Below are 24471 nucleotides of genomic sequence, written 5' to 3' on the forward strand. Positions count from 1 at the left end.
CTGGCGCCCTCCTATCCCCGGGCGCGGCGGATATTCGGCGCCGGAACGCGCATGGGTTCCGAAACTTCATCGGCGGCAAGGGCGCGGTTGCGGCCAGTGCGCTTGGCTTCGTAGAGAGCGCGGTCCGCGCGGGACATGAGGGTGGAGATCGACTCGCCCGGCTCTGCGGCGGCAAAGCCGAGGCTGATCTTGATGCTGAGCAGCGTGCCACCGTGGTCGCAGGTGCTAGCGCCGACACTGGCGACAACTTGATTGAAGACAGCCCTTGCCGCAGCCTTGCTTTCGAATAGACCCACGAGAGCGAATTCTTCTCCGCCAAGGCGCGCGGCTATCCCGCCGGGCGGCGCCGTTTCCAGCAATACGCCGCCTACGGATTTCAGGACGGCGTCGCCGGCATCATGGCCGAACTCGTCGTTGACTAGTTTGAAGTGATCCAGGTCAGCGATGGCGCAGGCCAGGACACCGCCACCAAACTTCGCGCGGGCACGCAGGGTTTCGGCCGCCGCAAAGAAGGCGCGCCGGTTTGGAAGGCCTGTCAGCTGGTCGGAATTGGCGAGCCGGTCATTTTCCCGCGCGAGCTTCTCCGCCCGCATCTGCGCGCGCAGGAGGAAGAAGGAGCAGGTCGGCGCGATGATCGCCGGAAGGACGATGCAGGAAATATAGACGGAGGCATGATCGATCACCGGATCGAACTGCAACCAGATCCAGACTGGAATGACCGACGCGGCGATCGACGCCGCCGTAATAACGGCGCCAACGATCAGGGCTTTGCGAAGATCATCTGTCATCTGCATCGCCCGTGACTACGGGATTCTGGTTAAATCCAGCTCTGGCTAATCGGTGAAATTGAACTGATCAGGGAAGGACTTCAGAGCGCCTCTGTGCAAAATCCGGCTTTCGCGGCTGTGGCGGCGGCGCGCCTTTTCTTGGGGTTGTCGAGCCAGGCGTTCACGCTGCGCTCGGCGAGGACGACAATCCCGGCCGTGAAGGCCGCCTTGCTGATCCGGCTGATGGGTCTGCTCTCTGTTCTTATCAATTGCCCTTCCTCAACGCGCCGCCTGTCTGCGGTTCCCCGCGGGGGAGGGCGGCGGCAAACCTCACTGCAATTTCATCAAGCGGAACTTGACCTGACCGGCCCGCAGGACGGATCGTTAGTTCATGCCGCCGCCCAAGCCACTTCACCCCGCCTACACCGAAACCGGACCGCACCGGCCGCAGCGGGGCGTGGTGGGCGAGGCCTGCGCCTATGTGCTGCTGGGCACGGGCGTGGTGGTCAGTGCGGCGGGCCTCATGCTGCTGGCGGGCAGCTGGATTCTCTGGACCGTTCTGGCCCTGCTGATTGCCCTGCCGAGACTGGCAGAGATCGCGCTGGCATCCGCGCTGCTAATCAGCGCCGTTCTGGTTATTCCGGATACGGAGGACCTGGCGATGCTGTCCGCCCTGGCGCAGCACTGGCCGCTGGCGCTGGCCGTGCTGGTACCGGTGCCTCTAGCGGCGGTGATCGACCGGAAATTCTTCCGGCGCTAAAGCCTCATCCTGCCGCTTAAGCTGTTTTTTGTGTCGCGGCGTTTGGCCGAAATCCGGATTCCACTTTACGGAGCGCCGCTCTAACGCGCTGTCGACAGCGGCCTGCGCAGTCGGCGGCGCGTGTACAGCGCGTGGGAAAGGCCGGTTGTTTCCGGCGCCGCGATGCCGGTTTCTGCCTGCATCTGCGTCAACCGCGCTGCGAGCCGGCAAAGATTTTCCGTGTCATCCTGGCGAATGCGTTCGGCGGCCGTGAATTGCGTTTTCTTCAGGTCCATGGGCTCGTCCTTCTCAGGCTCTCAAAAGCACCCCCGGCTGTTTCCATAACAGAAAAACGGCGCCGCCCCAGAATGCCTGCTCATCTCCCGGCATTAAAATCTTGATAGTAGGTGTGAATTCCTATGTCCTTTGCGTCGATGTGAAGCCTGTTTATTCACACGCCGGAACCCGCTAGAGCGTCGCGCATGCTGAAAACCCGGATCATACCCTGTCTCGACGTCAAAGACGGCCGCACCGTGAAGGGCGTTAACTTCGTGGACCTGAAAGACGCCGGCGACCCCGTGGCGCTGGCGCGAGCCTATGATGCGCAGGGAGCGGATGAGCTGTGCTTCCTGGACATCACCGCGAGCCATGAAGGGCGCGGGACGCTGCTGGAAACGGTGAGCCGCACGGCGGAGGCGTGCTTCATGCCGCTGACCGTGGGCGGCGGCGTGCGCTCACCGGAAGACATGGTGGCCCTGCTGCGCGCCGGCGCGGACAAGGTGGCGATCAATTCGGCCGCAGTGGCGGACCCTTCGGTGATTGCGGCGTGTGCGGCGAAGGCCGGGCGGCAATGCGTGGTGGTGGCGATCGATGCGCGCAAGTCGGGCGCGGGTTGGGAGATCTTCACGCATGGCGGGCGCAAGGCGACCGGCATCGACGCAGTGGCGTTTGCCCGGGAGGCAGCAAAGCGCGGGGCAGGCGAAATCCTGCTGACCTCGATGGACCGCGACGGGACCAAGACAGGGTATGACATTGCCCTTCTGAAGGCAGTATCGTCGGCCGTTACCATCCCGGTGATCGCCTCGGGAGGGGCGGGTAGCGTGGCGGACTTTGCGCCGGCCGTTCTGGAAGGTGGGGCAAGCGCGGTGCTGGCCGCGTCCATCTTCCACTTCGGCGAAGCAACTCTGGCCGAGGCCCGGGACGCGCTCCGAAAAGCGGGCGCCCCGGTCAGGACGGTCTAGCTACTCCGCGAACACCGCGCGGCGCTTCTGCATTTCGGCGGCCACCGCTTCCAGCTGGTTCGGCGTGCGCATGACTTTCAGCTGCTCGCTGCTTTCGAGGGCGAGGAGTTCGGCATCGGTGGCGTCGGCCATCGCGTTGCAGAGAACCTTCGCGCCGCGCATCGCGGCCGGGTGCTTTCCAGACATGATGCGCGCCAGCCAGAGGGCGTCTTCCAGCGGCGTGTCGGACACTTTCGTGGCGAAGCCGAGGGCGTGCGCCTCAGCACCTTTAAACTCGCGGTTCGTGTATGTCAGCTCACGGATAACATCGTCGCGGACATTGCCGCGCCAGAGCGGGAATCCCGCCATGTCGGGCACGAGGCCCCATTTCATTTCCATGATGGCGCAGCGTGTGTCGGGATGGATGATGCGGATGTCGGCGCCCGACATAATCTGGAAGCCGCCGCCGAAAGCGATTCCGTGAACGGCCGCTATGACCGGGACGGGCAGTTCTCGCCATCCCCAGGCGACATGCTGGGCGAGGTTGGCGATGCCATGACTGCGGCTGCCGAGGCTACCGGTTGCGCCTTCACCCTGCTTTTTGCCGTCGCCCGGCTGACCGAGCGAAGATAGATCAAGCCCGGCGCAGAAGGCGCGGCCTTCGCCGGAGAGGACCACGACGCGCAGGCCCTTGGTGGCTTTTAGCTGCGCGATTGCCTCCGCGATGCCCGCGAACATGGCGGGGTCGAGGGCATTCATCTTGTCGGTGCGGATGAGGCGAACATCGGCAACGCCGTCCTCGAGCATCGTGATCGAAACGCGGTCTTTCATGGGTTTTCCTCCGGAAGATGAAAAGAAACTGGCCCCCTTTCCCTCACGTCCGTCAAGCGTTGGCGCGTGACGCCGCCGCGTCAGGGCGCTAAACGGCGGAAAGCAGGAGACTGAACCATGACCGCCCTCGCCTCCCCTGACCGCCTCGTCGATGCCCTCGCCCACCTGGCCGCGACCATAGACGCGCGCGCTCAGGAGGGCGACGCGGGCAAGAGCTGGACCGCGAAGCTGCTGGCAAAGGGGCCGGATGCCTGCGCGGCGAAGGTCGCCGAGGAGGGCGGGGAGCTGGCGGACGCCGTGCGCGGTGAAAGCGATGGCCGCGTGGCGAATGAAGCGGCGGATGTGCTCTACCATGTGTTCGTGGCGCTCCGCTCGCGCGGCGTGAGCCTGGATGATGTGGCTGCGGCGCTGGAAGCCCGGCAAGGCACCAGCGGCATTGATGAAAAGGCGGGGCGGACGGGCGCGTAAGCGCGTCACGACATATCCATCCCGCCAGTCCTCCGGGCATGGCAAAGGGGCGCAAGGCAGGCAGCGTGGGATTGGCCTTTGCACCCGCAAGACGCTGGACGGCTTGCAGAAGAATCGCGCGGTCGATCGCGGGCGGATCTGGGCGGCGACAGGGTACCAGAATTCCGGGTGCGGACGGGTTTTGGCTTAGCCCGCACGATGCGGACGGCGCAGACACCGCCAGACTGGCAGGGGTGCGGAAACCTGCACGCTCGCTTCTTCGAAACCTCAATTTTACAGTGGCAGGTACGCTTCCAAAGGAGTTTAGCCACTCACCCCCAGTCGCTTTGCGATGCTCCCCTCTCCCCATTTTCCGGAAGAGGCACTGGGCGCGTCACTTTTTTGGGGGTTTGACGGCCTGGAGCGTTGTGGTTTTCACGTCGCGGCCGAGGCCGACTTTCTTGCCATAGCTGGGGGCGCCGGCACCGGAAACGGCGCCCCGGGTAGTTCTGTCCGTGAGCGGCACAATGGCCATGGCGGCGGGATTCGGTGGGTGTTCGTCGAAGAGGGAGGCAAGTTGTTCGGTCATCGCGCCGCCGAGCTGTTCGGCGTCGACGATGGTAACGGCGCGCTTGTAATAACGCGTGACGTCATGGCCGATGCCGATGGCGATGAGCTCGACCGGCGAGCGGTTCTCGATCTCGTCGATGACCTGGCGGAGGTGGCGTTCGAGATAGTTGCCGATGTTGACGTTGAGGGTTGAATCGTCGACCGGTGCACCGTCCGAGATGACCATCAGGATCTTGCGCTGCTCGGGGCGGGCCAGCATCCTGTCGTGCGCCCAAAGGAGGGCTTCGCCGTCGATGTTCTCCTTCAGGAGGCCTTCGCGCATCATCAGGCCAAGATTGCGGCGGGCGCGGCGCCACGGCATGTCGGCGGCCTTGTAGATGATGTGGCGGATATCGTTGAGACGGCCTGGGCCATTAGGCTTGCCGGCCTTGACCCAGTCCTCGCGGCTGAGCCCGCCTTTCCAGGCTTTGGTGGTGAAGCCGAGAATTTCGGTTTTCACGGCGCAGCGTTCCAGTGTACGGGCGAGAATGTCCGCACAAAGAGCAGCGACCATAATCGGTCGGCCGCGCATTGAGCCGGAGTTATCGAGCAGCAGCGTGACGATCGTGTCGCGGAACTTGGTGTCGTCTTCCTGCTTGAAGGAGAGCGGCGCGGTGGGATCGGTGATGACGCGGGTGAGGCGCGCGGTGTCGAGCACGCCTTCTTCAAGATCGAAGGACCATGAGCGGTTCTGCTGCGCCATCAGGCGGCGTTGCAGCTTGTTGGCGAGCTTGGCAACGGCGCCCTGCAGGCCCTGCAGCTGGTGGTCGAGATAGGCACGCAGGCGGGTCAGTTCCTCGGCATCGCAGAGGTCCGGTGCATTGGCGGTCTCGTCATGGGCGCGGGTGAAAACATTGTAGACGAAGCGGTCGCGGTCATCGCCCTGCTGGTAGTTCGGGCGGAGCGGCTTGGAGCCGTCATCTTCTTCGTCCGGCGAATCGTCGGCGTCGAGGTCGGCGTCCTGATCGACGGAGACGTTGGCCTCCTCGCCGTCGAGGTCTTCGGTCTCGCCCGCTTCCATCTGTTCGGAAGACGCGCCCATCTGCTCTTCGGTCGAAGCATCTTCCTCGCCAGCCTGGGACTCGTTGTCTTCCTGCTGCTCCGACTGGTCCTCCTCACTGGTCTCGACATCCTCGCCGGCCACGTCGGACGCCGTCAGGTCACGAATGATCGAGCGGATGGTTTTCGAGAACTGCGCCTGATCATGCAGCTGATCCAGCAGGCCTTCGAGCGCCTTGCCAGCGCGAGCTTCTACCTTCTCGCGCCAGACAGCGGCAACGCGCTCGGCGCTTTCCGGCAGCGGCCGGCCGGTGAGGCGTTCGCGCAGCAGAAATTCGAGCGCAGGGGCGAGGATCGCCTCGGGGTCTTCGGAGCCGGCGCCGAAGTTCGTGGACTTGCAGCGATGGTCGAGCGCGGCATCGAGATTGCCGGCGGTACCGAGCATGGCATTGGCGCCAAGGCTTTCGATGCGCGCGGTCTCGGCGCCTTCATAGACACGGCGGGCGAGTTCGCCTTGCGGGCGGTGGGCAAGGTGGGCAGCGGGATCATGGTGCGCACGGCGCAGCGCCATCGCGTCGGCCTCGCCGCGGATGCGGGCCGCGAGTTCGGCGCTGATTTCGATTGGGGGCGGGCGCAGGACCAGACGGTCGCCCTGGTCGCCAGTATCGTTGCCGAAGCCGACTTCGATCTCGCGCTCCGCGCTCATCGCCTTGGTAGTGACGGCGAGCGCGGCCTTGAAGAGATCCTGGGGTGTAGTGTCCTTGGCCATCTAGCGGAAAAATGCCTTCTCGAAGAGGTCCATCGTACGCTGCCAGGCGAGGCCGTCGGCGACGGCGTCATAGTCGGAGGAGCCCGTCCGGGCGAAGCCGTGACCTGCTTCGTAGACATAAGTGGGCACATCCGGGCGCGCGGCGGCGAAGGCGTTCACGCCGTCCATCGGAATGTGCGCGTCCTGGCGGCCGAAGTGGGTGATGGTCGGGCAAAGTGGGACGCGGGCATGCAGGCCCGGCACGAGGCTGCCATAGTAGCAGGAAGCGGCGGTGAGGCGCGGAAACTCGCAAGCGGCGACATAAGACATCGAGCCGCCATAGCAGTAACCGGAGATGTAGACGGGACCATCGAGAGCTTCGAGGCAGGCGCCGATATCGGTGAGGGCATTGTCGAGCCCATTGGCACGGGCATGGCCACCGCCGGCGGCGATGTCGTCAGGCGCGTGGCTTTCGCGCACGAAGCCCTTCGCCTGCCGGTCGAACATCGAAGGCACGATCACTTCGAAGCCGGCGCCCGCGAATTTGCGCGCGGCGGCGGCCATGTAGGAATTGATGCCGAAGATTTCCTGGATGAGAACAAGCCCGCCCCTGCGCGCGCCCTCGGGGGCGACGTGCAGGGCGCCGAACGTGAAGCCGGACGCGCCGGTCAGTTCGATCCGCTTTTCCGTCATCGAGGGATCCCTCCCGAGGATCAGGCGACCTTCACCATGAGGGCGCTCTCGGGCAGTTCGGTGCCGAAGCAGCGCTGATACATCTCGGCGACGAGGGGACGTTCCAGCTCGTCGCACTTGTTGAGAAAGGTCATGCGGAAAGCGTGCCCGATGTCGCCGAAGATGGCGAAGTTTTCCGCCCAGGTGATGACGGTGCGCGGGCTCATCACGGTGGAGAGATCTCCGGCCATGAAGGCGTTGCGCGTGAGATCGGCAAGCGTGACCATTTTGGAAAGGGTCGCCTCGTCGGCGCCGGTGGACTTCGACTTGACAATCTCGACCTCGGCATCGTGCGCGAGATAGTTCAGCGTGGTGACGATGGACCAACGGTCCATCTGGCCCTGGTTCAGCTGTTGCGTGCCGTGATAAAGGCCGGTCGTGTCGCCTAGGCCGACCGTGTTGGTGGTCGAGAAGAGGCGGAAATACGGGTTCGGCGAAATCACACGGTTCTGGTCGAGCAACGTCAGCTTGCCGGAACTTTCGAGGACGCGCTGAATGACAAACATCACGTCCGGGCGGCCGGCGTCGTATTCGTCGAAGACGATGGCGACGGGGCGCTGCAGGGCCCAGGGCAGAATGCCTTCGCGGAATTCGGTGATCTGCTTGCCGTCCTTCAGGACGATGGCGTCCTTGCCGACCATGTCGATCCGGCTGACGTGGCTGTCGAGGTTGACGCGGATCATCGGCCAGTTGAGGCGGGCGGCGACCTGCTCGATGTGGGTCGACTTGCCGGTGCCGTGATAGCCCTGGACCATGACGCGGCGGTTATGCTCGAAGCCGGCGAGGATGGCGAGCGTGGTCTGGGGATCGAACCGGTAGGAAGGGTCGATCTCCGGGACGTACTCGGTGCGCGTCTTGAAGCCGTGCACGACCATGGCCGTGTCGAGGCCGAAAGCCTTTTTCAGGTTCACCTTTTCGGTCGGCTTCAGGCCTTCGAGCGTGTCTGTGGACGTCATTGAAGTCATGGCTGTGCGGGGCTCGTCACGGGAGGGAGATGTCGGAAAGAAGCGTTCTAGCACGGGATGGCCCCGCGCCTAGTGCGACGTAGGGGAAATGGCAGGCGGGACGGAAGGCCCTCACCCCCGGCCCCTCACCCGTTTTGCGGGAGAGGGGGAAAGGCGTCAGGGCTTGCGGAAGATCAGGATAGCCTGGTTGGTGCGGCCGCGAATGGCGGGGTCGAAGACGTTAGTGAGGCCGTCATCGGCGGGGTTGTGCAACAGGGCGGACTCCGTTTCGAGGATCAAGCCGGCCGCGTCCGCCATCGCGAGAATGTGCGCGGGATCGATGCGGTGGGTGTCGCCGCCGGTGGTGGGCGGTGAGCCGGCCGGAGCGACATGGTCGATGACAACGAACTGGCCGCCGGATTTCAGCGCGCGGGCGATATCCTTGAAGCTCTTGTCCGGATTACCGAGGGCCTCCGTCGCTCCTTCTGGCGTGTACCAGATCTCGTGCGGGCCCTGGAACCAGGTGGCGACGTCGATGGAGGCATCCGGCACGGCGAAGGCGTCGAAGTTCGATTTCAGATAGGTGACGTTGGTGAGTCGTCCTTCGAGGCGTTTCTTCACCGCGTCGCCAAGGAAGGCATCGAAGCCAGCCGGATTTTGCATATAGACCTTGCCGGCGGGGCCGGTGATCCGGGAAAGCAACTCCGTATAGTAGCCACCGCCCGCCTCGATCTCGAGGATGGTGTCACCAGGCTGCGGCGAAAAGAGCGCGAGCACTTCCGCGGGCTTGCGCAGGTGGTCCGACAGGATGTCCGCATCCGGACGGTCGGGCGTATCAACAATGGCGGCGTAGTCGACGGCGACGGCTTCCGGCACGGGGGCCGGGGTGCCGGCACAGGCAGCGGCAAAGGCAAGCGCGATGGCGGCGGCGCAGGACTTTAAGATTGACGACATGGAACGGTCCCTCCTTATCGGCCGGCGTCTCTTCCGGAGGGGCTGGCGCCTTAGCGGCGCCAGACGACCTCGCCGCCAATGACGGTCATGACCGGCTCGGCTTTGAGGATGTCACCTTCGGGGATGGTCATCAAGTCACGGTCGAAAACCGTGAAGTCGGCCAGCTTGCCGGGCTCGATGGTGCCGAGATCGGCTTCGCGGAAGCTGGCGAAGGCGGGGCCAGTGGTGAAGAGGGCAAGCGCGCGGGCGCGCGAGACGGCCTCTTCCGGGTGCCAGCCCTCACCGGAGAAGCCCTTCAGGTCCTTGCGGGCGACGGCGGCGTAGAATTCGATGGTCGGCGAGCCGACTTCGACGGGCGCGTCCGAGCCGCCAGCGATGACAGTTCCGAGATCAAGGAGCGTGGCCCAGGCATAGGCGCCGCGCAGGCGGTCCATGCCGAGGCGGGCGGGCGCGAAAAACAGGTCGCCGATGGCATGGCTCGGCTGCATCGAGGCGATCAGGCCGCCAGACGCGACGCGGGCAAGATCGTCCGGGTGGATGACTTGCGCATGCTCGATGCGCCAGCGCAGGGACTTGTCATATCCGCCGGTCTCGTAGGCTTCCAGGATCCGCCGGTTGGCCAGGTCGCCGATGGCATGGATGGCGAGTTGGACATTTGCAGCTTTGGCGCGCGCCATGAAGGCGGCGAGGGCATCATCATCCAGCAGGGAGAGACCGGACGTATCCGGACGATCCGAATAGGGCTGAAGCAGCTGCGCGCCGCGGCTCCCGAGGGCGCCGTCCATGTAGAGTTTCACGGCGCGGTTGGCGATCGTATCGGTCTCGTTGAGGCGGCTTTCAGCGATCTCGAAAGCGCTGGCGTCGAACGCGTTGTAGAGGCGCAGCGGCAGGCGCCCTTCCCCGTCGAGCGCGGCCATCAGCGGCGCTTCGCGCGCGGTGACGCTCATGTTGTGGCCGCCGGTCCAGCCGCGCGAGGCGTAGAGCTTTGCGCCCGTTTCGAGGGCGAGGGAGACGGCGGCATCGTCTGGCTCGGCGATCAACGGCTGCACGAGGCCCATGGCGGCATCGATCAGGATGCCCGTGGCCTTGCCACTGGCGTCGCGCTCGATTCGGCCGCCCGGAGGATCGGGTGTCTCGTCCGTGATGCCGGAAGCGGCGAGGGCCGCGGAATTGGCGACAAGGGCGTGGCCATCTGAGCGGCCGAGGATGACCTTGTGGGCGCCGGTGACGGGATCGAGGTCAGACGCCATCGGCATGCGGCCCTCCGGCCAGCCGGTTTCGATCCAGCCGCGCCCGACGAGAACAGAGCTTTCCGGCTTGCCTTCGAGTTCTGATTTGACGCGGGCGACAAGTTCGGACACGGCAGCCGTGCCTTCGAGGTTGAGCGTCAATTCACGCTCGCCAACGCCGGACAGGTGGACGTGAGCATCGGTGAAGCCGGGAAACATGAACGCGCCGCCAAGGTCGATGACATTGACTTCCTCCTCGCTCCAGTCGGCCGACATCGGGGGGATGGTGGCGATGATGCGGCCATCGGCGCCGACAACCACGCCGGTGACGGTCTGGGGCACGCCCGCCGCATCACCAAGACCGGTATAGATGGTGCCGTTGGTAAAGACGGTCACCTTTTCCAAGGCCTCGGTTTCCGTCGGCAGGGCGGGCGCGCAGTTGGCGAGCGACAAGGCAGCGGCGGACAGGAGGGCGAGGCGCATGGGGCGAAGTCCTTTGAAGCACAGGCTTACAGCGCGCGCTGGAAAACCCGGATGATGTGTCCGTCATGAACCGTTTGGGCGTGGTCCGTCCAGCCTTCGCGTTCGAGCAGCGTGATGGCGGTCGCAGTGGCGCAGTAGAGGTGGCTGTGGCCGAGGCGGCGGGCCTCGCCTGCCAGCGCGCGGACAAGCAGGGCACCGAGACCGTGGCGGCGCAGGTCCGGGCGGACCCAGCCGGCGGAAGCCCAGGGGGTCAGGTGCGCAAATTCGGGTGTCCATGCCGCTTTCAGCGTGGCGGTGCCCAAGGGTACGCCGTGGGCATCGAGGGCGACGAGGCCGACCGGGAGAACGCCTTGCGGATTGGCGAAGGCGGCCAAGTCTGCGCCGGCGTCACCTGGGCCACCTGGCCCGTACCAGTTCGGCCATTCGGACCGGAAAGCGATGGCGAGGGGCGCGAGGGCTTCTGCGCAGTCCCGCAAGGGGTGGATCGTCAGGTCAGGCAGCATGGCCAACCCTGCCCCGCCGGGCCCGGAAAAGCAAAACGCCGGACCCGAGGGCCCGGCGTTTCGAAGATTTAATTGGCAGCGCGCTTAGGCGGCGACAGCCTTTTTAGCGATGTCGCGCTTGATCTTCAGGGCCTTGGTGGACAGGGCCTCGTCCTTCGCCTTGGCGAGGAAAGCGTCGAGGCCGCCGAGCTTGTCGACCGTGCGCAGCGCTTTTGCCGCGATGCGCAGGCGGAAGTTCTGGTCCAGCGTCTCGGAGTGCAGCGTAACCTGCACGAGATTCGGCAGGTAGCGGCGCTTGGTCTTGATCTGGGAGTGGCTGACGATATGGCCGACCATCGGCTTCGTGCCAGTAAGTTCACATTCGCGGGACATGGGCCTCGCTCCGGGGAAAAGGGGCTATATTTGATCTGAAGGCGCGCTCCTACAGGCTGGGGGCGCCTCCTGTCAACCGGGGCGATTCAGGCAGGTGGCGGGCTGCCCGGCACGGGCTGACTGTCACCGCCTGTCATCTTATGTCAGTGGGCGGGCTCGGGAGAATAAGGCATGTATGCGGCAGAGCCGTTCAGGCCTTGTTGGGATGGGGCGATTTAACTGTTGGGCGTAGACCGCCCGACCGAACGCAAAGGACGACTGAACCCGATGACGCGCAGCTTTCTCCTTGCCGCCGCCGCCTCCCTGGCCCTTCTTGGGGTCTCCGCCGCAGATACCGCCTCCCCGGCCGCCGCGCCGGCCGTGCTGGCCAGCATCAAGGCCGGCGCGCCGACCCGCATGGTGTTTGAACTGGACGCCAAGGCCATGGTGTTCATCCTGCCGGTGAGCGGGCGGGCGAGCTTCACCGTGGACATGAAACCGGAAGCCTACGCCATCAAATCGCGCGTGCGCACGACGGGCCTGGCCGACATATTCGTCAACTATGACATGCACCTGACCGCTGAGGGCAAGACAACGGCCAGCGGCCTGAAGACCACTAAGTATGTTTCCCAGAACAAAGACGGGAAGAAGGATCGCCGCGTCGAGGTGGACATCACCGACAAGGGCTTCAAGATGACCGCCAATCCGCGGTTCGGAAACCTTGGCGATCCGGCGGCCACCGCCGAGCAGGTATTACAGACGAATGACCCGCTGACCGCGCTGATCACCTTCGCGCTGGAGCCACGCGCCAAGGGCGCCGATGCGTGCGGCGGTCCGATCAAGGTGTTCGACGGGCGCCAACTGACCTACCTGCACCTGAAGCGCGGAAAGTCCGGAATGGTGAAACAAAAGACGCCGGCCTGGAGCGGCGACACGATCGAGTGCCATGTGACGATGGACAAGATTGCCGGCTACAAGAAGGGCGAGGTCAACAAGGACACGCTGACCGGTATCGATGGGCCTCTGCGCATGTATCTCGCGCCACTGGAGAACGGCTCCTACGTGCCGGTGAAGATCGTCGCGGACACAGACAAGATCGGCAAGGTGACGCTGCAAGCGCGCACGCTGCGGTTCGAGCCGCTGGTGACGGCGTCGACGGGCACGAGTTCTGGCGGCGGGCGGTAACGGTCGCGCGCAGGCTGGTGCACTTCGGCCTCCCGGCACGCTGTGGCGAACACGGCTAGTGGCGTGCGGCGAGCGAAGCGAGGTGCACCAACTTAATCCTTCGGCAGGCGCCGGAGCGCCGCGACGAGAGTGGCCATATCGTCCGGGACCGGAACTTCAAAATGAAGCTCTTCGCCGGTGACCGGGTGGATGAAGCCGAGGACGGCGGCGTGGAGAGCCTGGCGGTCCATCGCTTTTACGCCAGCGAGCGCAGCGGCGTGGCCATCGCCTGAGCCGAGCGCGGTCAGGCCGATCTGTCGGCCATAGACCGGATCCCCGAGAATCGGCACGCCGATATGCGACATGTGCACCCGGATCTGGTGGGTGCGGCCGGTTTCGAGCCGGCACTCGATCAGCGCAGCGGCGGGCGTGCGGGTATGCTTGTCGCGCACGCCGAAGGTTTCGATGGCGCGGTAGTGCGTGACGGCGCGGCGTGCGGAGGGGCTGTCCGGATTTCTGTGCACGGACATTTTCTTGCGGTCTGTCTGCGAGCGCGCAATGGCGGCGTCGACCGTGCCGGATAGCGGACGGGGGGCGCCGCGCGTGGCAGCGAGGTACATCCGCTCGATGTCGTGATGCTCGAACAAGGCAGCGAGGCCGGCATGGGCAGCTTCGGTTTTCGCTGCAACCATCACGCCGCTGGTGAGCTTGTCGAGACGGTGGACGATACCGGGGCGTTCGACGCCGCCGATACCAGAGAGCTGGCCCTTGCAATGATGCAGCAGCGCGTTGACGAGGGTGCCATCCTCGCTGCCGGGGGCGGGGTGGACAGCCATACCGGCGGGCTTGTTGAGGATGAGGAGGTGGGCGTCCTCGAACAGGATGTCGAGCGGGATGTTCTCGGGCTGCGGCAGGGCGGCGACCGGAGCGGGTAGGGCAACGGCATAGGTGCTGCCGGGCTTTACCGGCGCGCGGGGACTTGCCTCAGGCTGACCATCGACGGTCACCGCGCCTTCCTCGATGAGGGCCTTGGCGCGCGTGCGCGAGATCTCACCCGCCTTGGCGGCGAGGAAAGCGTCCAGGCGCTGGCCTGCATCTTCGGGGGCTGCGACAATTTCGATCCGGCTCATGGCGGGCTTATAGACGGGGAATGCGGGCTGCGTCATGCTGGCTTCACATAGCCCGCCCATAAGGCGGCTGGTTTCGGGGAGATACGGTTATGACTGAGGTCACACGGCGCAGGCTTCTGGGCGGCGCGGCACTGGGCACGATTGGGCTGGCAGCCTGCACGACAGCGCCGAAGGCGGCGCCCGGCTTTGCGGGAGAACTGGCCTTCCTGCACGGGGTGGCTTCCGGTGACCCCCTGCCCGGCGGCGTAATCCTCTGGACGCGCGTGACGCCGCTATCCGGCACGGGACCGGTAACGGTGGCCTGGGAAATGTTCGAGGCGGGCAGCGAAACGGCGGCCGCGAGCGGCGAGGTCGTGACCTCTGAGGCGCTAGATTATACGGTCAAAGCCGATCCCTCGGGCCTGAAGGCCGGCACGGTTTATACTTACCGGTTTAAGGCGAAGGCGGCGGACGGCGATGTGATCTCGCCGGAAGGGCGCACCCGGACAACAGCGGCAGATGGCACGGCGCCCGTGAAGCTGGCTATAGTCTCGTGCTCGAACTGGCAGTTCGGCCTGTTCAACGCCTATGCGGCGCTGGCGGCAACGCCGGATCTCGACGCTATCGTTCACCTGGGCGACTATATCTATGAGTATGGCACGGACGGGTATGGCGGCGACGTGGCCGAAAAGCTCGGCCGGCAGCATGATCCGACTACGGAAATCATCTCGCTGCCAGATTATCGCCGGCGGCATGCGCAGTACAAATCTGATCCGGCATTGCAGGCGGCACATGCGGCGGCGCCCTGGGTGTGCACCTGGGACGACCATGAGAGCGCCAACGATTCTTACAGGACGGGCGCCGAGAACCATGATCCGGCGACGGAAGGCGAGTGGAGCGTTCGCAAGATGCATGCGCTGCAGGCCTATTTCGAATGGATGCCGCTGCGCGCGCCGAAAGCGGGCGAGTTCACCTCGGCCGTCTGGCGTACGTTCCGCTTTGGCAATGTCGCCACGCTACACGCGCTCGACTCGCGCCTGACCGGACGATCCGAGCCTCTGGCCTGGGGCGACGCGCTCGCGGGCGCGACGACCGAGGACGAAATGGCCGCGCGCGTAATGATGACTTTGCAGACGGTGGCCGATCCGGCGCGCACGATGCTGGGCGCCGAGCAGGAGGCCTGGCTGGCGGGCGAGCTGAAAAGCTCCGTCCAGTCCGGCGCAGCATGGCAGGTGCTGGCCAACCAGGTGATCATGGCGAAAAACAAGCTGCCGGACTTCACCCGGCTGATGACGCCCGAACAGGTGGCAGCGCAGGACATGCCGGAAGTTCTGGCGATGCTGCCTTTCACGGCGCTGGGCCTGCCTTGGAACCTCGACGCCTGGGACGGTTATCCGGCGGCGCGCGAACGGCTCTATGCCAGCGTAGCCGAGGCAGGCGCTTCGCTCGTCACGCTCGCGGGCGATACGCACACGGCCTATGCCAACGAACTGTTCGATGCGCGCGGTGAACGCCGCGGCGTGGAGTTTGGCTGCACCTCGATTAGCTCGCCCGGCATGGGCGCCTATGTGAAGGCGATGCCGGATCTTGGACGGCAGATTGCCGACGCCAATGAAGAGATCATCTGGCACGATCCGTTCGGCCATGGGTTCACGCTGGTGACTCTGACGGCGCAGGATGTGAGCGCGTCGTTCCACAAGGTCTCGACGGTGTATGCGCCGGTCTACACGAGCGAGCAGGTCGCGTCGTTCAAGGCCAGCTACACAAAGGGCGGCGTTTCGGCGCTTTCTCCGGCCTAGTCGAGCAAGCCCGACAGGGTCGAGCGACCACCATCCAGCACGAGGCTCTGGCCCGTGAGATAGGCAGCGTGCGGCGAAGCGATGTAGCGGGCGGCTTCGGCGATCTCGTCGGCGCGGGCGGCGCGGCCAAGCGGCACGCGGCGCGTCGTCCAGGGCTCGGCACGTTCCTCTCGCGGCCGGATGGCGACGATGGCATTGACGCGAATTGCATGCTCGGCGAGTTCGAGGGCGCCGGCCTTCATGACGCCGAGGATAGCGCTCTGGCCGACGCTTTCGGTGAAGCGGCCCGGCATGGAGGCGATGGCGGCATAGCCGAGCACGAAAGTGATCGTTCCCTTCTGCGGGATACGCTCGACGCCGGCTTGCGGCAGGTCTTCCTGCTCTAACAGGCGCTCGGCGATAACCCGCAGCGCGAGCGCTGCGCCGCGAGCGGAGCGGGCGAGGGCCTTCTCGAATTTCTCGGGGGCGAAATCGAGCAGGTGGTCGCCCTCCTCGATCTCGGGAATGATCACGGCATTGTCGATGCGGCCAAAGGCTTCGAGCGCGGCGGTGATGGCATTGCGCAGGCCAAGGCGGGAATGCAGTTCGCCATGATAGGCGGCAATCTCGTCGCCGAGGGCGTCCTGTGCGCTTTCCAGGCGTTCCGCCGACGGATCGGCAACCAGCACGCGGTGACCGGCTTCGAGGAAAGTGCGGGCGATCGAGTCGCCGACTTCCCGGCCAAGCCCGATCACCAGGGTTACGGGCTCACCCATGGTCGCACCTGCAGAAAGGCCGCGCACCGCGTGGGTTTGATTGGTTTGGCATTAACCCTGTCTCCGGACGGCTGAGGCCACTTCAAGTGTCCCGGCCAGTCCGCAAGAAGCGGGCCAAAGGGGAATTTGCGTCAGCTGGCCTTCAGATGTCGCAGCTGCTCCTTAACCCTCAGTTTCTGTCGCTTCAAATCCTTGACCGTCAGATCATCGCTGGAAGGGCGTTTCTGTTCTGCGGCAATCTGTTCGTCCAGGTGGCGGTGCTTTGCAGCGAGCTCACTGATCCGACCATTAAGCGACATGGGCAGTCTCCTTTTTGTCAGCACGGCACTTGAGGGGCCGTTTCGAGAACATGCCACAAGCAGCCCCCCGAGTCATGCAATGCGGGCGGTGTTTTTCTTAACTGTCAGTTATTTGATCAGCGTACCGCGCGTCCGGCGGCCTTGCGGCGGGATTTGTCCAGAAACATCGCCTGATCGGCCTGGGCGATAAGGGCCGCTGCCGTCTGGCCAGTGCGCCATTCCACAACCCCGCAGCTGGCGCCGATCCGCACGGCCTGGGTACCGGGATTGGCCTCGTCACGTACTTCCAGCGCGTCAACGGCGGACGCAAGCTGGGCGGCCTTGCGCTGTGTGTCATCGTAAGTGGCGTGCGCCAGCACGACGCCGAACTCATCCCCGCCGAGGCGGCCGACGATGTCGGTCTCGCGGGTGCGGTCCTGTAGTATATCCGCCACTTTCAGCAGCACGCTGTCGCCGGCGGCGTGGCCGTAGATGTCGTTGACGAGCTTGAAATTGTCGAGATCAATGAAGATCAGTGACAGGGGCGTCTGGAAACGTCCGGACAGAGCGATCTCGCGGCGCACCTCGCGCTCGAAGGCGCGGCGGTTGAAGATCGGCACCAGGGCGTCATTGTCGGCCAGCAGTTCGGCATCGGCCAGCGCGGTCTTCAGGGCGGCGGATTCCTCGCGCAGGGCGAGGACTTCCTCGCTCAGCGCCTCGATCGCAGCGCGGGTGCGCCGGTCGAGCCGGGACAGGTCAAGGCCGAGGGCGTCGAGCAACGCGCGCAGTTCGCCCGAATCGAAGGGGGGGAAGTCCTTTGCCATAGGCGGAGGATAGCGCCGAATCAGCCGTCTGTAGAGCCCTGGACGCATTTCACCTGTCGCGCGAACTACAGGCGGCGCGGACGCTCAGCGTCCGGACGGTTGACCTCGGCGGGTTGCCTCTTATGGTGCGCGCTTTCCGGCAGCGAGGCGGGCAATGGCAGCGGGCAAGACCCCGGTAGTGGGCATTATCATGGGCAGCCAGTCCGACTGGCCGGTCATGCAGGAAGCCGCACGGATGCTAGATGCGATGGGCGTGGCCTATGAGGCAAAGATCGTCTCCGCCCACCGCACGCCGGACCGGCTGGTGGCCTATGCAAAATCGGCCAAGGGGCGCGGCCTCAAGGTGATCATTGCGGGCGCCGGCGGCGCGGCCCACCTGCCGGGCATGGCGGCCTCGATGACACCCCTGCCCGTGCTGGGTGTCCCGGTCCAGTCCAAGGCGCTGAAGGGTCTCGATAGCCTGCTGTCCATCGTACAGATGCCGAAGGGAATTCCGGTTGGCACGCTGGCCATCGGTGAGGCGGGCGCAGCAAATGCCGGGATCCTGGCCGCGTCGATCATTGCGCTGGAGGATCCCAGCGTCGCTGCGAACCTCGACGCTTTCCGCGCGGCTCAGACCGACAGCGTGAAAGAGGTTCCCGAAGGATGACGCCGCTACGGCCCGGCGCCACAATCGGGATACTCGGCGGCGGCCAGCTGGGGCGTATGCTGGCGAGCGCCGGCGCGCAGCTGGGATTCGACATTCTGATTTACTCGCCGGAGGATGACCCGCCGGCAGGGCGCGTGGCGGCGGGCGCCTGGTCTGCTGCCTGGGACGATGTGGAAACGCTGACCGAGTTTGCGACCGCCTGCGATGTGGTGACGCTGGAATTCGAGAATGTCCCGGTACGGACGATCGAAATCGTTGAGGCGGCGGGCACCCCGGTACGCCCGCGCGGCGCCTCCCTGATGGTATCGCAGGACCGGTACACTGAAAAAACTTTCCTCAACGCGCAGGGCATCGCCACCGCGCCGTTCGAGCCCGTGGACGGGCCAGGCGACATCACCTCGGCGCTTGATGTGCTCGGCGGCAAGGGCGTTCTGAAGACACGCCGCGAAGGTTATGACGGCAAGGGACAGGCCTGGATCCGTTCACCGGGCGAGGCGGAAGCGGCCTGGCAGCGCATCGGCGAGGCGCCAGCGATCCTGGAGGCGGCGATCGCCTTCCAGTGCGAGATTTCGGTGCTGGTGGCGCGCGGGCCGGATGGCGAGACGCGCACCTGGGCGCCGCCGCGCAACCTGCACAAGGATGGCATCCTGGCGGTTTCCTCCGTACCGAGCGGATTGCCAAGGGCGATAGAGGACGAAGCGCGCGCGAAGGCGGTGACGCTGGCCGAGGCGCTGGACCACATCGGCGTGCTGGCGCTGGAATTCTTCGTGCTGCCGGACGGATCGATCCTCGCCAACGAGTTTGCGCCGCGCGTGCACAATTCCGGACACTGGACGCCGGAGGCCTGCCAGACCGGGCAGTTCGAGCAGCATATCCGCTGCGTGGCCGGCTGGCCGCTGGGCGATACGCGCCGGCTTCACGATGCCGAGATGATCAACCTTATAGGCGAAGCAGGGCTTGTCAGCCCGGCAAGCCTCGGGCCCAACGATACGCTGACCCTGTATGGCAAGCGCGAAGCCCGCCCCGGCCGCAAGATGGGTCACATCACGCGCCGCCTCGGCCCCCGAAAGGACTGATCCCATGCGCCTTCCCGTCTCGACCTGGCCCGACATCGAAGCCTGGCTGCAGAAATCCAGGACCATCGTGATCCCCATCGGCTCGTTCGAGCAGCACGGACCGAACGGCTTCATCGGCACCGATGCGTTGTGTCCGGAGATCATCGCCAACCATGCCGAAAGCCTGGCGCCGGACGACATTCTCGTCGGCCCGACCTTCAACGTAGGCTGCGCGCAGCATCACCTCGGCTTTCCCGGCACGATCACCCTGCGTCCCTCGACCATGATGGCGGCCATGGCAGACTGGACAGAAAGCCTCGTGCGCCACGGCTTCGAGCGTGTTCTGTGGTTTAACGGGCATGGCGGCAATATCTCCACTATCGAGGCGGCGTTTGCCGAAATCCATGCGCGGCGCAGCTATGATCCGAACGGCGCGGACAACCGGCCGGACCTGGCGCTGAAGCGGCGCGACTGGTGGGACTACCGGGAGGTGATGAACCTGTGCAACCAGCTCTACCCGGTTGGCCATGGCAGCCACGCCACGGCCTCGGAAGTCTCCGTGACCTACTGGGCCTATCCCGACCGCGAGCGCCAGCACACGCCGATGAGCCCCAAGATCGCCCCGACCGGCACGATCAGCGATGCCGTGCGCTATCGCCGCGACTTCCCGGATGGCCGCATTGGTTCGGACCCGACGCTATCCAACGCAGCTGATGGCGGGAAGATTGTCGAGATCGCCGCAAAGTGCCTGATCGAGGAAGTGGCGCGCTTCAGCGCCTGAATTGCGCGTAATCTTCGCAGGCCTGCTCTGGATGGAACCCGCCAAGCGGTCTATCAGCGAAGGCAAGAAGGTGAGGCACCCGCAAGGCATGCTGGAAGTCAGAGCGCTCGAGAAGTCCTACGGGTCCAAACAGGCCGTGCGCGGTGTGTCGTTCACCGTGGAAAAAGGCACCGTGCTCGGCTTCCTCGGGCCCAACGGGGCGGGCAAGTCCACGACGATGCGGATGATTGCCGGCGTGCTTGAACCCGATTCTGGGGACGCGCTGATCGACGGCAAATCGATCATCACCGACCGGCGCGCGGCACAGGCAGCGCTGGGCTATCTGCCGGAAGGCGCGCCGCTTTACGAGGATATGACACCACCGGAATTCCTGCGCTTCCTCGCCGAAGCGCGCGCCCTGCCCCGGAGAGGGCGGCGTGACGCGGTCGACCGCGCGATTGCCGATGCACGCATCCTGAGCGTCAGCCATCAGCGGATCGGCGACCTGTCCAAGGGCTATCGCCGCCGGGTGGGCCTGGCTGGCGCGATCCTGCATGACCCGCCGGTGCTGGTGCTGGATGAGCCGACGGACGGCCTTGACCCCAACCAGAAACGGGCCGTGCGTGCGCTGATCGCGCGGATGGCACCAACCAAGGCGATCATCATCTCGACCCATACGCTGACTGAAGTGCCCGCGATGTGCCACCGCGCCGTGCTGATCGACCGGGGCCGCTTGGTCGCGGATGACACGCCAGCGGGCCTGGCCCGGCGCTCCGAGGACGGATCACTGGAAGCGGCATTCTCCCGCCTCACCGACCAGGTTGAGGACGAGACGCTGTGATGGAGTTTCTCAAGACCCAGATGAGCGGCTTTACCGCGACCTACCGGCGCGAGCTCGGCGCGTATTTCGCAACGCCCATGGCCTATGTGTTCCTTGCCGTGTTCCTTCTGGCGCTCGGCCTGTTCACCTGGGAGGCGGGCCGCTTCTTCGATTCCGGTGTGGCTGACCTGCAGCCCTTCTTCGTATGGCACCCCTGGCTCTACATGATTTTCCTGCCCGCCCTCGCCATGAGGCTCTGGGCCGACGAGCATGCGAGTGGCACGGACGAACTGCTCCTGTCACTGCCGCTCGGCATTCCCGGCCTTGTGCTGGGCAAGCTGCTGGCCGCCTGGACGGTGGCGGCGGTGGGCCTTTTGCTGACTTTGCCGATGTGGGCTTCGGTGAACTTCCTTGGCAGCCCGGACAATACTGCGATTGCGCTTGCCTATTTCGTCAGCCTGCTGATGGCCGGGGCCTATCTCTCCATCGGCGCGGCCGTCTCCGCGCTAACCGGCAGCCAGGTAACCGCCTTCGTGATCAGCGTGGTGATCGCCTTCGTGTTTACGGCCGCCGGATGGCCGTTGGTCCTCTCCACAGTGCAGTCCCTGTTCGGCACCGGCTTTGCCGACATCGTGGCGCGCTTTTCCTTCATAACGCAGTTCGAGGGCGCCCAGCGCGGCGTGCTGGAGCTGCGCGCCGTGGCTTATTTCCTCGGCTTCACGGCGACGTTCGCCTTCCTCAACTGCCTCTGGGCCTCGCGCCAGAGACTGGGCTGAGGAGCAGGCATGAACACCCGGCGCTATCTCATCCTATCTACCCTGCTGGCGGGCGCGATCCTGCTGGCGGGCAATATCGCGGCGCAGAAACTGCTGGCGGGCGCGCGGATCGATTTCACCGAAGGCGGGCTCTACACGCTGTCGGACGGAACGCGCACAACGCTGAACGACATTTCCGAGCCGGTGGACCTGACCTTCGTCTACTCCCGCCGCGTAGGGCAGGAATACCCGGCCGTTCAGGCGCACGCCGCGCGCGTGCGCGAATTGCTGGCGACTTACGAAGCCGCCAGCAATGGCCGCATCCGGGTGCGCGAGATCGACCCCAACCCCTTCTCTGAAGCGGAAGACGAAGCATTGTCGGCCGGCATTCCGGCCGTGCCCGCGGGCGGCAATGATCCGCTTTATTTCGGCATCATCGGGCACAATACGATTGATGACACCCGCATCCTGCCCTTCCTCGCGCCGGAACAGGAACTGACGCTTGAATACGACCTGACACGGATGATCGGGCGCTTGAACCATCCGGAGCCGCCGCGCGTGGCGATCCTGTCTTCGCTGCCGGGCATGTCCGCGCCGGACCCGGAGGGCGGCTATGTGCTGCTGCAGGATATTGCTCGCAGTTTCGAGATTGATCTGCTGCCGGAGGATTTCACGGCACTGGCGGACGATGTGGACGTGCTGCTGGTGGCGCATCCACCGCCGCTGTCGAGCCGCCAGGAATGGCTGATCGACCAGTACCTTCTGCGCGGCGGGCACGCGGTGTTTCTGGTTGATCCTGCCGCGAAGATTGCGGTGACCGGCGACGTGTTCGGCACGAGCAGCGAGCTGGCGCGCTCCAGCCTCGGCCGGCTCGGGCGGGCCTGGGGCGTGGAACTGGCTCCGGACGCGGTGGCCGATGTCGCCTTCGCCCTGCCGGTTCCGGTAGAGACCGAACGCGGCACGGTTGAAGAGCTGGCGCATCCGCTGTTTCTAGGCGTACCGGCAATTGCAATGAGCCGGGAAGATCCGATTACGGCAGACCTGATGCGGGTGGTAAACTTCGGCGCGCCGGGGGCGCTGGTGGTCGGCACTCCGCCCGCGGGCGTGACGCTGACGCCGCTGATCACGACCGGGCCAAGCCCCTCCTTCATCAATGCGGGCGAGGCGGCGCGCGATATGACTCCCGCCGATGTGCTGCGCAGTTACCAGAGCCTTCCGAGACCCCTGCCGTTGGCGATGCGGATTTCCGGCGTGCTTGTTTCCGCCTTTCCGGGCGGCGCGCCGGGGATTGAGGAGCCGCGCGATCCAGCGGCCGCAGAGGCGGCCCGCGCTGCGGCCGCCGCCCTGCCCCCGCATATCCGGGCGGGCGAGCGCCCTGCAGAAATAGTAGTAATTGCGGACGCGGACTTCATCGCCGACGAATTCTACATCGTGGATGGCGGCGGCGCCGCCGTGGCGGACAACGGCGCGCTGGTGCTGAATGCGCTGGACGCGCTGGCGGGCGGCGGCGAGCTGTCGCGGCTGCGTTCGCGTGCGCCGGCCCTGCGCTCTATGACGCGGATCGACCGTATGCGGAGCGAGGCGGAGGAGCAGTATTTCCGTCAGCAGTCTGAACTGGAGACGCGCCTCGCCACGGCTCAGGCGCGTCTCGCCGAGCTGCAGGACGCGCCGACAGACAGCGGCTTCTTCGCCGGTGATCCTGAAGCCGAGCTAACCGAACCGGAGCGCGCAGAGCTCGCGAGCCTGCGCGAAGACATCCTCGACCTGCGGGCGCGCCTGCGCGAGACAGAACGCGATTACAGGCGCGGCATCGATCAGCTGGAAGGAACGCTGAAGGCTATCAATATCTGGGGCGGGCCGGTTCTGGTCGCTTTGACCGGGCTGATCGTCTGGCGCCGGCAGAAACGGCCGCGCAGGGCTGCGCCATGAGTTCGCTGCGCGACCGCCAGCGCACACGGCGCACCCTGTTCCTTGCGGCCCTCGCGGGCGTGCTTGGTCTTGTCGCTGTGGTTTCCCATTTTGGCGGCGGCGCGCCGGTGCAGGCGAGCGGGCGAACGGGCACGCCTGTATTCCCTGATTTTGAGGCCCTTCGCGCCGAAGCGAGCGAGATTCGCATCACGCTGGCAGACGAGCGCTATTCGCTAGTGGCGACCGGCGATGGCTGGCGGTTAGGCACCCGCGACGGCTATCCGATCCGGCAAGACCGCCTGACCGAGCTGGCCGCGGGGCTGGAAAGCCTTGTCTGGGATACGCCGCGCACGGATGACCCGGAGAAGCTTAACCGGATCGGCCTTGGCGATCCGCGCGACAGCGGCACCGGCGCGTTGCTGGAGGTGATCGGGCCCGACGGGGAGACCGGCGCGGCGCTGATTACAGGGCGAAAGGGCGAGTTCATCTATGGCCGCCGGCCGGACGAAACCACCGCGTTCCGGGTGACCGGCACCCTGCCGCCGCTCTACAGTGCGGAAGCTTGGCTCGACCTCGGCTTTCTCGACATCAACGAGGATGCCGTGTCCGCCGTGCGCCTGACAGATGAAGCGGGAGAGACGCTGTTCCTGCAACGCGAGGTCGGCTCCAGCGACCGAGCCTTCCGCCCTGCCCCGCCCTTCCAGAATTACCGCCTGACCAGCCGCCTCGCGGTGACGGGGCCTGCGATGGCATTGACGCGCTTCCTGCCGATCGGCGTAAAGCCCGCCTCAGCGCTGCGCACACGGCCGGTGTCGCGCCACATCACCCAGACCCATGACGGCCTCGAAGTGGACGTGCGGGCTTACCGCGAACGGGATGGATTTTTCATCACGCTGCGCGCCATTGAGGCGGGCGAAGGCGCAATGCGTGCCGAAGCGATCAATGCGCGGGCCGCCGGCTGGGCTTTTGAGCTGACGGCAACCGACTGGGCGGACTACACGCCGCGCGTCGCGGACATCGTACGCCCGCCGGCCTGAGA

The 24471-nt window shown here is 65.5% G+C and carries 27 protein-coding genes; 12 read left to right on the plus strand and 15 right to left on the minus strand.

Annotated elements, in window-relative coordinates:
- Positions 1 to 11 precede the first annotated feature (11 nt).
- Positions 12 to 788 (minus strand): GGDEF domain-containing protein, encoded by a 777-nt coding sequence (locus Q0C17_RS01825; protein ID WP_291200425.1) that lies wholly within the window; start codon positions 786 to 788, stop codon positions 12 to 14.
- A gap of 80 nt (positions 789 to 868) precedes the next feature.
- Positions 869 to 1036, minus strand: coding sequence for a hypothetical protein (locus Q0C17_RS01830; protein ID WP_291200427.1), 168 nt, complete (start codon positions 1034 to 1036; stop codon positions 869 to 871).
- Positions 1037 to 1158: 122 nt separating this feature from the next.
- On the opposite strand from Q0C17_RS01830, the gene Q0C17_RS01835 reads away from it, so the two are divergent.
- Positions 1159 to 1527: a hypothetical protein gene (locus tag Q0C17_RS01835; RefSeq protein WP_291200431.1), complete on the plus strand. Its 369-nt coding sequence runs from the start codon at positions 1159 to 1161 to the stop codon at positions 1525 to 1527.
- An 80-nt stretch (positions 1528 to 1607) separates the two neighbouring features.
- Here the strand turns inward: Q0C17_RS01835 and Q0C17_RS01840 are convergent, their stop codons facing one another.
- Complete coding sequence (locus Q0C17_RS01840) at positions 1608 to 1802, minus strand: hypothetical protein (RefSeq protein ID WP_291200433.1); 195 nt, start codon at positions 1800 to 1802, stop codon at positions 1608 to 1610.
- A 186-nt stretch (positions 1803 to 1988) separates the two neighbouring features.
- Here Q0C17_RS01840 and hisF point away from each other — a divergent pair, with 186 nt between their 5' ends.
- Positions 1989 to 2747: an imidazole glycerol phosphate synthase subunit HisF gene (gene hisF / locus Q0C17_RS01845; protein ID WP_291200436.1), complete on the plus strand. Its 759-nt coding sequence runs from the start codon at positions 1989 to 1991 to the stop codon at positions 2745 to 2747.
- Here hisF and Q0C17_RS01850 read toward each other — a convergent pair whose 3' ends face one another.
- Positions 2748 to 3557 (minus strand): crotonase/enoyl-CoA hydratase family protein, encoded by an 810-nt coding sequence (locus Q0C17_RS01850; protein ID WP_291200439.1) that lies wholly within the window; start codon positions 3555 to 3557, stop codon positions 2748 to 2750. It abuts the gene before it with no gap.
- A gap of 117 nt (positions 3558 to 3674) precedes the next feature.
- Here Q0C17_RS01850 and hisE point away from each other — a divergent pair, with 117 nt between their 5' ends.
- Positions 3675 to 4025 carry a phosphoribosyl-ATP diphosphatase gene (gene hisE / locus Q0C17_RS01855; protein WP_291200443.1) on the plus strand — a complete coding sequence of 117 codons (351 nt, stop codon included), beginning with the start codon at positions 3675 to 3677 and terminating at the stop codon, positions 4023 to 4025.
- A 373-nt stretch (positions 4026 to 4398) separates the two neighbouring features.
- Here hisE and cobT read toward each other — a convergent pair whose 3' ends face one another.
- From cobT to rpmB, 7 genes are all read right to left on the minus strand, one after another.
- Complete coding sequence (gene cobT, locus Q0C17_RS01860; protein WP_291200446.1) at positions 4399 to 6381, minus strand: cobaltochelatase subunit CobT; 1983 nt, start codon at positions 6379 to 6381, stop codon at positions 4399 to 4401.
- Entirely contained in the window at positions 6382 to 7053 is a 672-nt protein-coding gene (locus Q0C17_RS01865) for a dienelactone hydrolase family protein (RefSeq protein WP_291200449.1), read from the minus strand. It lies immediately after the preceding gene.
- A 20-nt stretch (positions 7054 to 7073) separates the two neighbouring features.
- Positions 7074 to 8057: a cobaltochelatase subunit CobS gene (cobS, locus tag Q0C17_RS01870; RefSeq protein WP_291200452.1), complete on the minus strand. Its 984-nt coding sequence runs from the start codon at positions 8055 to 8057 to the stop codon at positions 7074 to 7076.
- Positions 8058 to 8213: 156 nt separating this feature from the next.
- Positions 8214 to 8990 (minus strand): class I SAM-dependent methyltransferase, encoded by a 777-nt coding sequence (locus Q0C17_RS01875; RefSeq protein WP_291200455.1) that lies wholly within the window; start codon positions 8988 to 8990, stop codon positions 8214 to 8216.
- Positions 8991 to 9040: 50 nt separating this feature from the next.
- Positions 9041 to 10702, minus strand: a complete 1662-nt coding sequence (locus Q0C17_RS01880) for an amidohydrolase (RefSeq protein ID WP_291200458.1) — start codon at positions 10700 to 10702, stop codon at positions 9041 to 9043.
- 26 nt (positions 10703 to 10728) lie between these two features.
- Complete coding sequence (locus Q0C17_RS01885) at positions 10729 to 11205, minus strand: GNAT family N-acetyltransferase (RefSeq protein WP_291200462.1); 477 nt, start codon at positions 11203 to 11205, stop codon at positions 10729 to 10731.
- 84 nt (positions 11206 to 11289) lie between these two features.
- Positions 11290 to 11577, minus strand: a complete 288-nt coding sequence (rpmB, locus tag Q0C17_RS01890; protein WP_291200465.1) for a 50S ribosomal protein L28 — start codon at positions 11575 to 11577, stop codon at positions 11290 to 11292.
- 222 nt (positions 11578 to 11799) lie between these two features.
- Between rpmB and Q0C17_RS01895 the strand changes: the two genes are divergently transcribed.
- Complete coding sequence (locus Q0C17_RS01895; protein ID WP_291200468.1) at positions 11800 to 12741, plus strand: DUF3108 domain-containing protein; 942 nt, start codon at positions 11800 to 11802, stop codon at positions 12739 to 12741.
- A gap of 92 nt (positions 12742 to 12833) precedes the next feature.
- Here Q0C17_RS01895 and Q0C17_RS01900 read toward each other — a convergent pair whose 3' ends face one another.
- Positions 12834 to 13850: an RluA family pseudouridine synthase gene (locus Q0C17_RS01900; protein ID WP_366914750.1), complete on the minus strand. Its 1017-nt coding sequence runs from the start codon at positions 13848 to 13850 to the stop codon at positions 12834 to 12836.
- An 89-nt stretch (positions 13851 to 13939) separates the two neighbouring features.
- Between Q0C17_RS01900 and Q0C17_RS01905 the strand changes: the two genes are divergently transcribed.
- The gene (locus Q0C17_RS01905) at positions 13940 to 15628 is read left to right on the plus strand and encodes an alkaline phosphatase D family protein (protein ID WP_291200474.1); all 1689 of its coding nucleotides are present in this window, start codon (positions 13940 to 13942) and stop codon (positions 15626 to 15628) included.
- Here Q0C17_RS01905 and Q0C17_RS01910 read toward each other — a convergent pair.
- The 3 genes from Q0C17_RS01910 to Q0C17_RS01920 all read right to left on the minus strand — a co-directional run bounded on the left by Q0C17_RS01910 (position 15625) and on the right by Q0C17_RS01920 (position 17485).
- Entirely contained in the window at positions 15625 to 16383 is a 759-nt protein-coding gene (locus Q0C17_RS01910; protein ID WP_291200477.1) for an SDR family oxidoreductase, read from the minus strand. The genes Q0C17_RS01905 and Q0C17_RS01910 overlap by 4 nt on opposite strands.
- A 131-nt stretch (positions 16384 to 16514) precedes the next feature.
- Positions 16515 to 16682: a DUF465 domain-containing protein gene (locus Q0C17_RS01915; RefSeq protein WP_291200478.1), complete on the minus strand. Its 168-nt coding sequence runs from the start codon at positions 16680 to 16682 to the stop codon at positions 16515 to 16517.
- A gap of 116 nt (positions 16683 to 16798) precedes the next feature.
- A complete protein-coding gene (locus tag Q0C17_RS01920; protein ID WP_291200481.1) occupies positions 16799 to 17485 on the minus strand; it encodes a GGDEF domain-containing protein in 687 nt (228 codons plus the stop codon).
- A 154-nt stretch (positions 17486 to 17639) separates the two neighbouring features.
- Here Q0C17_RS01920 and purE point away from each other — a divergent pair, with 154 nt between their 5' ends.
- Genes purE through Q0C17_RS01955 form a run of 7 tightly spaced genes read left to right on the plus strand, consistent with a single transcriptional unit; the run spans position 17640 to position 24469 of the window.
- Positions 17640 to 18134, plus strand: coding sequence for a 5-(carboxyamino)imidazole ribonucleotide mutase (purE, locus tag Q0C17_RS01925; protein ID WP_291200484.1), 495 nt, complete (start codon positions 17640 to 17642; stop codon positions 18132 to 18134).
- Complete coding sequence (locus tag Q0C17_RS01930) at positions 18131 to 19210, plus strand: 5-(carboxyamino)imidazole ribonucleotide synthase (RefSeq protein WP_291200487.1); 1080 nt, start codon at positions 18131 to 18133, stop codon at positions 19208 to 19210. The genes purE and Q0C17_RS01930 overlap by 4 nt, the downstream gene beginning before the upstream one ends.
- A 4-nt stretch (positions 19211 to 19214) precedes the next feature.
- Complete coding sequence (locus Q0C17_RS01935) at positions 19215 to 19970, plus strand: creatininase family protein (protein WP_291200490.1); 756 nt, start codon at positions 19215 to 19217, stop codon at positions 19968 to 19970.
- Between the two features lies 1 nt (position 19971).
- Positions 19972 to 20790 (plus strand): ATP-binding cassette domain-containing protein, encoded by an 819-nt coding sequence (locus Q0C17_RS01940; protein ID WP_291200493.1) that lies wholly within the window; start codon positions 19972 to 19974, stop codon positions 20788 to 20790.
- Positions 20790 to 21545 (plus strand): ABC transporter permease subunit, encoded by a 756-nt coding sequence (locus Q0C17_RS01945; protein ID WP_291200495.1) that lies wholly within the window; start codon positions 20790 to 20792, stop codon positions 21543 to 21545. The genes Q0C17_RS01940 and Q0C17_RS01945 overlap by 1 nt, the downstream gene beginning before the upstream one ends.
- A gap of 9 nt (positions 21546 to 21554) precedes the next feature.
- The gene (locus Q0C17_RS01950; protein ID WP_291200498.1) at positions 21555 to 23453 is read left to right on the plus strand and encodes a Gldg family protein; all 1899 of its coding nucleotides are present in this window, start codon (positions 21555 to 21557) and stop codon (positions 23451 to 23453) included.
- Positions 23450 to 24469 carry a DUF4340 domain-containing protein gene (locus tag Q0C17_RS01955; protein WP_291200501.1) on the plus strand — a complete coding sequence of 340 codons (1020 nt, stop codon included), beginning with the start codon at positions 23450 to 23452 and terminating at the stop codon, positions 24467 to 24469. Before Q0C17_RS01950 ends, Q0C17_RS01955 begins: the two co-directional genes overlap by 4 nt.
- The last annotated feature ends 2 nt before the right edge of the window (positions 24470 to 24471 follow it).

Origin of the sequence: Hyphomonas sp., assembly GCF_022844445.1 — a bacterium.
Taxonomy (GTDB): Bacteria; Pseudomonadota; Alphaproteobacteria; order Caulobacterales; family Hyphomonadaceae; genus Hyphomonas.